Genomic DNA, 10,278 nt, shown 5'->3' on the forward strand with positions numbered 1-10,278 from the left:
GCCCTTGTTCTTTTATCGTTATTATTTGTGATGAACCTACAAAATTATTCAGTAAAAAATAGGTAGATCGATGAACAGCCAAAAAAGAGCGCTACGATGAGTATAAGATTTAAAAAAACTTATATCCCGTCTAGCTCATGCACCTCTCCCGTATTCTAGCAAAGACGAGGAAGGGGTGCAGGCTTTTTTATATTGTCATGAAATACATAGGAAACGAACTCTCCAATCGTTTGAAAAATAAAAATAAATGACGAGCTAGTTTAGACTAGAAAGCTGAGTTTTAGGGGAGGAACATGATGGGAAAGCGACTTGTAAGTATACAAAACGTTTCTTTTCAATACGATACAGAGCAAGGATTTGCCTTAAAGGATGTATCGCTTGAAGTGTTCGAAGGGGAATGGTTAGCGATTGTTGGACATAATGGTTCGGGAAAATCAACGCTGGCAAAACTATTGAACGGCTTGCATTTTCCTCAAGCGGGGAAAATTGTTGTATGCGATATGGAACTAACTGAAGTGTCGGTATGGGAGATTCGCAAAAAAATCGGGATGGTCTTTCAAAACCCAGATAATCAGTTTGTCGGCACAACTGTGCAGGATGATGTGGCTTTTGGTTTAGAAAATGGCGGTGTACCTCGGGAAATCATGATTGAAAGAGTTCATACAGCCTTAGAGAAGGTAAAGATGGATCAATTTCTCAATCAAGAGCCGCACCATCTATCTGGGGGACAGAAACAGCGAGTTGCTATCGCAGGTGTGTTAGCATTGCGTCCAGCTATTATTATCTTAGATGAGGCTACATCTATGCTTGATCCGCGAGGCCGAGAAGAAGTATTGAATACGGTACGAGAGTTGAAAAATAACAGTGAAATTACTGTCATATCTATCACACATGATTTAGAGGAAGCAGCAAAGGCGGATCGCATTATTGTAATGAATAAAGGTCAAGTATACCGAGAAGGCAGCCCAGAAGAAATTTTTCAAATGGACGAAGAGCTAGTCGAATTAGGTCTCGATATTCCTTTTCCAGTGAAATTAAGTAAAGCATTGCAACGAGAAGGTTTATTTATGTCAAAGCATTTTTTAAATGAAGAAGAGCTGGTGAATGAGTTATGGATATCTCACTTCAACAAGTAGAATATCGGTACCAAGCAAATACTCCTTTTGAACGCCTTGCTTTATGTGATGTATCAATTGATATCCCGTCTGGTACGTATTTAGCAATTATCGGTCATACAGGTTCTGGGAAATCAACAGTCCTACAGCATTTAAATGCACTGTTGAAGCCAACAAAAGGAAAAGTAGTCATTGGCGAGCGTGAAATCATTGCAGGCCGAAAAGAAAAAAACTTGCGCACCGTGCGCCAAAAAGTTGGAATTGTGTTTCAATTTCCTGAGCATCAATTGTTTGAAGAAACGATTGAAAAAGACATCTGCTTTGGACCACTTAATTTTGGAGTCCAAATGGAAGAAGCAAAGAAGCGGGCTCGTCTCGCAATAAAGCAAGTCGGTTTGTCTGAAGAAATACTAGAAAAATCGCCGTTTGACTTATCTGGAGGACAAATGCGCCGGGTAGCAATTGCTGGAGTGCTGGCGATGGAGCCGGATGTGATTGTTTTGGACGAACCAACAGCAGGCTTAGATCCTCGCGGAAGAAAAGAGATTATGGGGATGTTTTATCGGCTTCATCAAGAGCGGGGATTAACAACAATATTAGTGACTCACAGTATGGAAGATGCTGCTCAGTATGCTGATCAAATCGTTGTAATGGACAAAGGATCGGTTTATCGGCAAGGAACGCCTGAGGAAATCTTTTCTTCACCTGAGAATTTAATGAACCTTCAGCTAGATGTACCAGAGATTGTCCGTTTTCAGCTAAAGCTAGAGAAAAAATTGGGGTTAAAGCTAAATAAAACGTGTTTGACGATGGAACAGCTGACAAAGTCCATTACAGCCTTATTGAATGGAGGCAGCAGCCATGATGGATAAAATTATTTTCGGTCGTTACGTTCCAGCTGACTCACTTGTTCATCGAATGGATCCTAGATCAAAATTATTGCTGATTTTCCTCTTTGTAGGTATCGTTTTTATTGCTAATAATGGGCTAACTTACGCTGTTTTAGGTGCTTTTACGCTTTTTATGATTATTTTATCTAAAATTCAATTTCGTTTCTTATATGCTGGTTTAAAGCCCGTTCTTTGGTTAGTCGCTTTTACATTGCTTCTTCATTTATTTTTAACAAAAGAAGGAGAGCTGCTGTTTCAGCTTGGCTGGATTAAAATATATGAAGAAGGCTTAAGGCAAGGGTTATTCATTTCAATGCGGTTTTTCTTTTTAATTTTGATGACATCATTGCTTACATTAACAACAACACCGATTGAAATTACAGATGGATTAGAAAGCTTGCTTAATCCTTTAAGAAAAATAAAATTTCCTGTTCATGAGCTGGCATTGATGATGTCAATTTCATTGCGATTTATTCCTACACTTATGCAGGAAACGGATAAAATTATGAAAGCGCAGATGGCAAGAGGTGTTGAGTTTTCAAGCGGTCCTATAAAAGATCGAGTGAAATCGGTTATCCCACTATTAATTCCGTTATTTGTAAGCTCGTTCAAACGTGCTGAAGAACTTGCGGTTGCAATGGAAGCAAGAGGTTATCGCGGGGGTGTTGGAAGAACAAAATATCGACAGCTTCGTTGGGGAATTCTTGATACGTTAATGCTTCTTTCTCTCGGATTAGTTACGGTTATATTAGTCATTTTACGAACGTAACATGTTGTACAAGAAAGATGATAAGCGGAGCGATATTGGATGAAGCGATACAAATGTACAATTAGTTATGACGGTGCACAATTTTTCGGTTACCAAATTCAACCGAATAAAAGAACCGTTCAAGAAGAAATAGAAAAAGCATTAGCAAACTTGCATAAAGGTCTCCATATTCGTGTGACAGCTTCTGGGAGGACCGATACAAAGGTTCATGCAAAAGGGCAAGTAATCCATTTTGATTCTCCCTTATCTATTCCCATTCATAAATGGCCTGTGGCATTAAATAGCATTCTTCCAGAGGACATCACGGTTGTTGACATCAAAAACACTGATGCTCAATTCCATGCTCGTTTCGACGCAGTTAGTAAAGAATATCGCTATTTTATTTTTTTAAATAAAGTAAGAGACCCTTTTAAACGGTTTTATACTTATCATTTTCCTTATGGAGTTGATTTACAAGAAATGGAGGAAGCAAGTAAATTAATGCTTGGCACGCACGACTTTACTAGCTTTTGCTCAGCAAAGACAGAGACAGAAAATAAAGTGAGAACAATGAAAGAGATCACGTTATCAAAAGAAAACGATATGCTTGTGATACGTTTTGTCGGCAACGGCTTTTTATATAATATGGTGAGGATTCTCGTTGGGACATTGCTTGAAGTAGGGACTGGAAGAAGAGAAGCTTCATCAATTCCCGCTATTTTCGAAAGGCGTGATCGCAGTGCAGGGGGTAAAACGGCTGCACCACAAGGTCTTTATCTATGGAAAGTTGATTATGAATGAAAGAATTTATTGCTGATTTTCCATAACAACTAAACCTGGTGTAACATTTCCCTTGACAATGTACATCATAAAACGCTATTATATCATAGTGGTATTGTTTTAACCCACGATAAGCCCCGGAAACTTATTCGTGTTTAAATAAAACCAGAACGAAAGATTTTTAATTTTTAGGAGGTTAAATCATGCGTACAACGTTTATGGCGAAAGCTAACGAAATAGAGCGTAAATGGTACGTAGTAGACGCTGAAGGTAAAACTTTAGGTCGTCTATCAACTGAAGTTGCTTTGCTTTTACGCGGCAAACATAAACCAATTTACACACCACATGTTGATACTGGTGATCATGTCATTATTATTAACGCTGAAAAAATCGAATTAACAGGCAACAAACTTAATGACAAGTTATACTATCGTCACAGTCAATATCCAGGCGGATTAAAATCAAGAACTGCTCTTGAAATGCGTACAAAATATCCTGAGAAAATGTTAGAACTTGCTGTGCGCGGAATGCTTCCAAAAGGTATCCTTGGTCGTCAAATGTTCAAAAAGTTGCACGTTTACGCTGGAAGCGAACATCCACATCAAGCACAAAAACCTGAAGTATACGAACTTCGCGGATAATTTTTAAGGAGGGTAAAACTTTGGCTAAGGTTCAATATTATGGTACTGGTCGTCGCAAAAGCTCAGTTGCTCGTGTTCGTTTAGTTCCTGGCGACGGTCGTATTTTTGTGAATAATCGTGAAATCGAAAACTATATTCCATTTGAAGCTTTACGTGAAATTGTAAAACAACCATTAGTCGCTACAGAGACTCTTGGAAGCTACGATGTACTTGTTAATGTTCATGGTGGTGGATATACAGGTCAAGCAGGTGCAATTCGCCACGGCATCGCTCGTGCGTTACTGCAAGCTGATCCTGAATACCGCACAACATTAAAGCGTGCAGGCTTATTAACACGTGATGCGCGGATGAAAGAACGTAAGAAATACGGTCTTAAAGGCGCACGTCGTGCACCACAATTCTCAAAACGTTAAACCCCTTGATACTACTGGGTTTGAGCCTGCTTGGAACTCGATTCCAAGCAGGCTTTTTCATTGAAAAAAGGTGCAGTGAATGGAAAGTGACTGGAATTATTTTAATTACATTCACTACCGTATCTTTTGGGGACCATTATTCGTTGATTTTAGATATTCAATTAGCAGATGATTTAAATGCTTGTCACTCTGTTCCGTAAGATGCGTATAGGTATCCATGGTTGTTGCTAATCTTGCATGTCCCAATCTTCTCTGAATATCCTTCATTCGAGCGCCAGCTGCATATAACAGAGAAGCATGTGTATGCCTAAGCCCATGAACTTTAATATTATCTACCTCAAACTTTTTACATGCTGACTCTAATAAATTATTTGGATAAGAGTGTCGCATTGGTTTTAAGTCAGAAACAATTGGAAATAAGAAATGCTCTATCTCCGGATTGCCAAACTCATTGCGTAAATCTTGATTTAGTTCTTTTAAGTGTAATAGAACTTCAAATGTCTTTTGATCGAGGAAAATGACTCTTCTAGAGTTTGGGGTTTTAGGAGTAAGCAATAAATATTTTTGATTTTCCCAAAATAGTGTTTTATTGATCGCGATGCTCATTTTTTCTGTGTTAACATCCCTTTCAAGAAGCGCCCCTAACTCACCCTTTCTAATACCAGTAAACAATAGCGTTCTGAATAAGGTATATTCCCTAAAGGTCAATTCTTCCTCGCATTTTTCTAAGAAGTATCGTACGGTATCCTTTTCCCAGTGAAGTACATTTAATCCTTTCCCCGAGTATTGTTGCTCGTCAGGAGCGGACGGATAGATGACGTCATTCATCGGATTTTTAACAATTAACTTTTTCTTAATAGCATAACGAAATAGCAGCTCTAACTGATTACCGTATTCTTTAAATGATTTTATCTTAGACGAAAGCTGATCAATAAAATCCTGACAATGGTCCGCACTATTTTTTTGTATATACAGTTTGGAGAAATACGGTAAAATATGCTTTTTAAATTTCATAGCTTTACTGTGCATCGTAGATGGTTTCAATCTTTTTTTTTCTAATAACATCCACTCGTTATATACTTCCTCAAAAGTAATATTATTTTCAGTTATAAAATTTCCCCGCGAATGTTGTGTGAGAATTGCTCTTGCAGCAGCTTCTGCTTCTTTCTTAGTTTTAAACCCCCTTCGAGTTGTACTTTTATATTTTCCAGTCAGCGGATTTTTCCCCAAACTAATCTGGACAAGCCAACGTATGCCAGATTTTGATTGATATTTTTTATATGATGCCAATAGTACAAAACTCCTTTTTGAATTGATAGTTAGCCGTGAAGTATTGTACATAATTCTGTATAGAAAATCCACTGATTTGTTTTTATATTGAATAATGGAAGACATCAGAAGAATTAATTTTCTGATATGTTATAATATGGGTAAAAAGTCTAGTGAATAAATCATCTATCGAAAAAGAGTATACTACTCTGTATTGGTAAAGCTGAACTTTAATAAACGCACTGTGATATCGCTTTAGTATTTATTCACCTTAGAAATTGCCTAAATATCATCAACCTTCTTAAAAGTCTTTGAAAACATACTCTAAGAATATCGAAAAATTAAAGGTTAATCCATTCAGTAATGAACTCATATAGAAAAGGGTGATTAAATGAATGAAATGTTAAAAAGGGTATATATTAAGGAAGCTCAAGATGAAACAGTTTTTTTTCAAGGTATTTTATTTCTAGAAAATAAGTTTGTTGAATATGTTGGAGACAGGGTGAAAAACCGATTCTTGGATACAGATTGGACTTCTGAACTAGTTGAAAGAGCAAAAGAAGCGTTGCAAGATACAGGTTTTGATATAAGTAATCTTGAAGAAATATTATCAAATAATGAAGAGGAAGATAACTGGCGAATTGGTGAATGTTTAGCAGAATGTGTATTAGAAGATCACTTTTCAGCACAATTTCATTATAATAATTCCAGAGATGCTAAGAATCCAAATGGTAATGATACAGGAGCAGATTTAGTTGGTCTATACAGTGATGATCAAGATGTAATCTTTTTATTTGGAGAAGTAAAAACTTCCTATGATACTAATACTCCGCCGCAGGTTCTCTATGGTAAATCAGGAATGATAAACCAATTGGAAGCTTTAAGAGATGAAGAAAGTAAAAGATCTTCTTTGGTTAGATGGATTTGGAGTAAAGCTGTTGCGAAAAATGGGAGTGATTTTCACGAAAAATGTGCTTTGGCATTAAGGAATTATTTGGTAAATAAAAAACTAAAATTAGTTGGAGTCTTAGTTAGAGATACGGATGTTAATAAAAAGGATTTATATAGTCGAGCTAAAGCATTAAATGATAATATAACAGATGGTATTCAAATTGAGTTAATTTCAATATATAGTGGTTATAAAATGGAAAATGATAATTGGTTAAAAGCAATAAATGGGGGGGGGTGATGATGATGAGAATGAGTGTTAGATTACCGGAACATTGGCTTATTGATACATTACCAACTGATATGTTTGTAGAAAGTGTAAAAATAGCGGACCTACGTTTAATTAGTAATGCACTTGCGAATAATTTTATTGCATTTTCTTCATCATCCTTAAATGAAGAGGAAAATGAAAAAATACTAGGAATATTAGATACGCTTGAATTAGTAATTATGGATCTAGAAAATGTTAAGTTAAAAAATAAAGAAGAAAAGTCGGACTTTTACAATGCCTGTGAATTAGCATTTATTTTGTTGCGGGCATTACCAATTCCTAATGATGAAATAAGCAAAATAAAGTATTTTTATAAATTAATTACATACGCATATTTAGGTCAAAGATGGCAAGATGGGCGAAGGTTTTTAATTGAAAATGAATCTTTATGGAATGTTGAAGTCGACGATAACGAGTGGGATTTAAGGTTATTTAAGAATATATATAAAGCTTTCTTATTTTTAGTTAGAAAGAAGGATTGGAATGATCTTAACAAAGTATCTGAAATAATAATTAATCTAAGAAGAGAGCAATCTAGTTTTGAAGAAAGGTATTTAGATAATGTAGAAATCCGTAACAAAAAATCAAGAGCATTTGAATTACTAGGAATTTACCATTTATCAAAAGCTATAGATTTAACTGCTACTTTCATGATTAATGGGGATAATCGCTCTATAAGGGAAGCCGTTGATTTACATTTAGATAAATCAATAGAAATTTCGGAAAACAGTGCCAACATAGAAATGAATTTAATTATAAGATTACTCAAAAGTATGTTAAACCAGATGATTCATAACTCTATATGGATGGTTACTCCAAAAACAGATGCAAAAATATCCAGTTTTGTAAATAATATTACTAAGTCCGCAAAACCTCTTTATGAACTTTTATATCCTCAAAGAGTCGCCATTTTAGAACAGGGATTGCTTGATCCAGCGCATAAAGCTATTGTGGTGGATATGCCTACTTCTAGTGGAAAAACTATTATTGCCGAGTTTAGAATTCTACAAGCATTAAATTTATTTTCAGAGCAAAAAGGTTGGGTAGTTTATGTTGTACCTACTAGAGCTCTAGTAAATCAAATTACTAATAGGCTGACAAAAGATTTATCACAAATTGGAATAAAAGTTGCTAAAGTAAGCGGGTCCTTAGATACAGATCTTTTTGAAGAAAATTTACTTAATTCAAGTGAAACAGATTTTGATATTTTAGTAACTACAGCAGAGAAGTTGAATCTGTTAATTAGAAATAATATAGAGAAAAATATAAACCGACCTCTTACATTAGCTGTAATAGATGAGGCACATAACCTTGAGGACGAATACAGAGGGATAAATTATGAGATATTACTAGCGAATTTAAAGCAAGATTGTCCTAATGCAAATTTATTACTATTGACCCCATTTATACCAAATAGTGATGCCATAGCAGAATGGTTAGATCCAGATAGTCCAGCAAGCATTGGAATAGGATTATCTTGGCAACCTAATGATCGATTAATTGGTGCGATTTATCCCGAAGGAAGAGCTAGAACTTGGAAAACTAAATTTCATACATTAGTTACTGAGAGAGAAAGAATTAAGTATGAAGGGATACTAAATGTAAGTAATACGACACCAATAGATGAAACAAGAAGTAATTTGACTAAGACAAAAATAGCAATGAGTTTTGCCAAACAAATGTACGGTAGGAAAGGAGTTCTAATCATTGCTCAATCCCCTCAAAATTGTTGGGATTTAGCAGATCAATTAAGTAGTTATTTACCTGATATCGAAATAGATGATGAAATTATATTAATTAAAAAATATATTGAGGCCGAATTAGGTGAAAATTTCGCCTTAATTAAGCTCCTAAATAAAGGCATTGGAGTACATCATGCCGGTTTACCGGACGATATACGCTTATTAATGGAAATGTTAATGGAAGATCGAAAAATTAATTTTTTAGTAGCAACAACTACAATTGCACAAGGAATTAACTTTCCTATTTCTACGGTAATAATGGCTTCTTTATATTATCCGTATGGAACTAAAATGCCTACTAAAGATTTTTGGAATATTGTTGGTAGAGCAGGACGTGCTGATCAAGGAACATTAGGATTGGTTGGTATTGTAATTGGTGATCAAGAAAGAAGTAAACAAGTTGAATTAGATTCATTAATCCAGTATTTGAAGCAATCGACTAACGATTTAGTTTCTAATCTTTTGGAAATGGTAGAAGATTTAAAAATGTTAGGGAATGGTGACTTAGGAACACTTATTTATAGAGATGCAAGATGGTCGCAATTCCTACAATATCTAGCCCATATGTATAATCAATCTCAAAATTTAGGAGATTTTAATACAAATGCTGAAATCTTCTTAAGAAGAACTTTTGGATTTAAATCTTTAGATACAAATAGCCAACGCATTTTAGTTAATAAGGTTAAAGAGTATGCTGTTAAATTAAATAATGCAAAAGCTAGTTCAACATTATCTGACAGTACAGGATTTTCTCCAGAAGCTATCAATAGAACTATTGGGGCTCTAAGTACTCTAGGGTTACAACAAAATGTGTGGGACAGAAGTCGGTTATTTAAGAGTGGTAGTGAGTTAAAAGATTTAATGGGGATTATGCTTAATATTCCTGAAATAAAAGATAGTCTAAAGGAAGTAACTTCACGATCAAGTGTTACTGGTAAGTACTTAGCTGATGTTATTTCAGATTGGGTAGAAGGGAAAACACTGAATGAGATTGCAAATAAATATTTTGGTCAAGACGATAGCGATTCTTTAACAAAATGTTGTAGAGCAATTTATTCCAAAATTGTTAATGCTGCTTCTTGGGGGTTATCTTCAATGTTAAAAATGCCAGCTAATGGTATAGATTATGAAAATTTAACACATGAAGATGTAAAAAAAATCAAAAACTTACCATCAATGATATATTATGGTGTTAATACAAGTGAAGCGGTATTGATGCGCTCGGTAAATATTCCAAGAAGTATTGCTAATGAATTAGGAGTCTTATTTGCAAATGAAAATAATATTGATACTGCATCAACAACAAAGGCAATGAAGTGGTTAAATGATTTAAACTTAGAAAACTGGAACAAGGCATCTAGTTCTAACAAACTTTCTGGTGAAGAATATAAAAAAGTATGGGCGAAGTTGAATGGATTAGATTAAAAACATATCGTGTGTGCTTATATACACATTGTGTTT

General features: G+C 35.1%; 9 protein-coding genes. 8 read left to right on the top strand and 1 reads right to left on the bottom strand.

Going from position 1 to position 10,278, the window contains the following annotated elements:
• The first annotated feature begins 296 nt into the window (after positions 1-296).
• The 6 genes from K6959_RS17565 to rpsI all read left to right on the top strand — a co-directional run bounded on the left by K6959_RS17565 (position 297) and on the right by rpsI (position 4,587).
• Positions 297-1,136, top strand: a complete 840-nt coding sequence (locus K6959_RS17565; protein ID WP_163241678.1) for an energy-coupling factor ABC transporter ATP-binding protein — start codon at positions 297-299, stop codon at positions 1,134-1,136.
• Positions 1,112-1,987 carry an energy-coupling factor ABC transporter ATP-binding protein gene (locus K6959_RS17570; RefSeq protein WP_163241681.1) on the top strand — a complete coding sequence of 292 codons (876 nt, stop codon included), beginning with the start codon at positions 1,112-1,114 and terminating at the stop codon, positions 1,985-1,987. The genes K6959_RS17565 and K6959_RS17570 overlap by 25 nt, the downstream gene beginning before the upstream one ends.
• Positions 1,977-2,774, top strand: a complete 798-nt coding sequence (locus tag K6959_RS17575; RefSeq protein ID WP_223087166.1) for an energy-coupling factor transporter transmembrane component T family protein — start codon at positions 1,977-1,979, stop codon at positions 2,772-2,774. Before K6959_RS17570 ends, K6959_RS17575 begins: the two co-directional genes overlap by 11 nt.
• Before the next feature lie 39 nt (positions 2,775-2,813).
• The gene (gene truA / locus K6959_RS17580; RefSeq protein ID WP_223087167.1) at positions 2,814-3,554 is read left to right on the top strand and encodes a tRNA pseudouridine(38-40) synthase TruA; all 741 of its coding nucleotides are present in this window, start codon (positions 2,814-2,816) and stop codon (positions 3,552-3,554) included.
• Positions 3,555-3,736: 182 nt separating this feature from the next.
• A complete protein-coding gene (rplM, locus tag K6959_RS17585; RefSeq protein ID WP_163241687.1) occupies positions 3,737-4,174 on the top strand; it encodes a 50S ribosomal protein L13 in 438 nt (145 codons plus the stop codon).
• A 20-nt stretch (positions 4,175-4,194) separates the two neighbouring features.
• Positions 4,195-4,587 carry a 30S ribosomal protein S9 gene (gene rpsI / locus K6959_RS17590; RefSeq protein WP_163241689.1) on the top strand — a complete coding sequence of 131 codons (393 nt, stop codon included), beginning with the start codon at positions 4,195-4,197 and terminating at the stop codon, positions 4,585-4,587.
• Between the two features lie 114 nt (positions 4,588-4,701).
• Here rpsI and K6959_RS17595 read toward each other — a convergent pair whose 3' ends face one another.
• On the bottom strand, positions 4,702-5,877 hold the full coding sequence (locus K6959_RS17595) for a tyrosine-type recombinase/integrase (protein WP_223087169.1): 1,176 nt from the start codon (positions 5,875-5,877) through the stop codon (positions 4,702-4,704).
• Between the two features lie 370 nt (positions 5,878-6,247).
• Between K6959_RS17595 and K6959_RS17600 the strand changes: the two genes are divergently transcribed.
• Together K6959_RS17600 and K6959_RS17605 are read left to right on the top strand one after the other, a co-directional pair.
• Positions 6,248-7,045 carry a Hachiman antiphage defense system protein HamA gene (locus K6959_RS17600; RefSeq protein WP_223087170.1) on the top strand — a complete coding sequence of 266 codons (798 nt, stop codon included), beginning with the start codon at positions 6,248-6,250 and terminating at the stop codon, positions 7,043-7,045.
• A 2-nt stretch (positions 7,046-7,047) separates the two neighbouring features.
• A complete protein-coding gene (locus tag K6959_RS17605) occupies positions 7,048-10,242 on the top strand; it encodes a DEAD/DEAH box helicase (protein ID WP_223087172.1) in 3,195 nt (1,064 codons plus the stop codon).
• The last annotated feature ends 36 nt before the right edge of the window (positions 10,243-10,278 follow it).

It is taken from the genome of Bacillus aquiflavi (assembly GCF_019915265.1).
Lineage (GTDB): Bacteria > Bacillota > Bacilli > Bacillales > Cytobacillaceae > Bacillus_BT > Bacillus_BT aquiflavi.

Coding starts and splice junctions, on each gene's coding strand:
- K6959_RS17565 (WP_163241678.1), top strand. CDS start 297: ATGGGAAAGCGACTTGTAAGTATACAAAACGTTTCTTTTCAATACGAT.
- K6959_RS17570 (WP_163241681.1), top strand. CDS start 1,112: ATGGATATCTCACTTCAACAAGTAGAATATCGGTACCAAGCAAATACT.
- K6959_RS17575 (WP_223087166.1), top strand. CDS start 1,977: ATGATGGATAAAATTATTTTCGGTCGTTACGTTCCAGCTGACTCACTT.
- truA (WP_223087167.1), top strand. CDS start 2,814: ATGAAGCGATACAAATGTACAATTAGTTATGACGGTGCACAATTTTTC.
- rplM (WP_163241687.1), top strand. CDS start 3,737: ATGCGTACAACGTTTATGGCGAAAGCTAACGAAATAGAGCGTAAATGG.
- K6959_RS17600 (WP_223087170.1), top strand. CDS start 6,248: ATGAATGAAATGTTAAAAAGGGTATATATTAAGGAAGCTCAAGATGAA.
- K6959_RS17605 (WP_223087172.1), top strand. CDS start 7,048: ATGATGAGAATGAGTGTTAGATTACCGGAACATTGGCTTATTGATACA.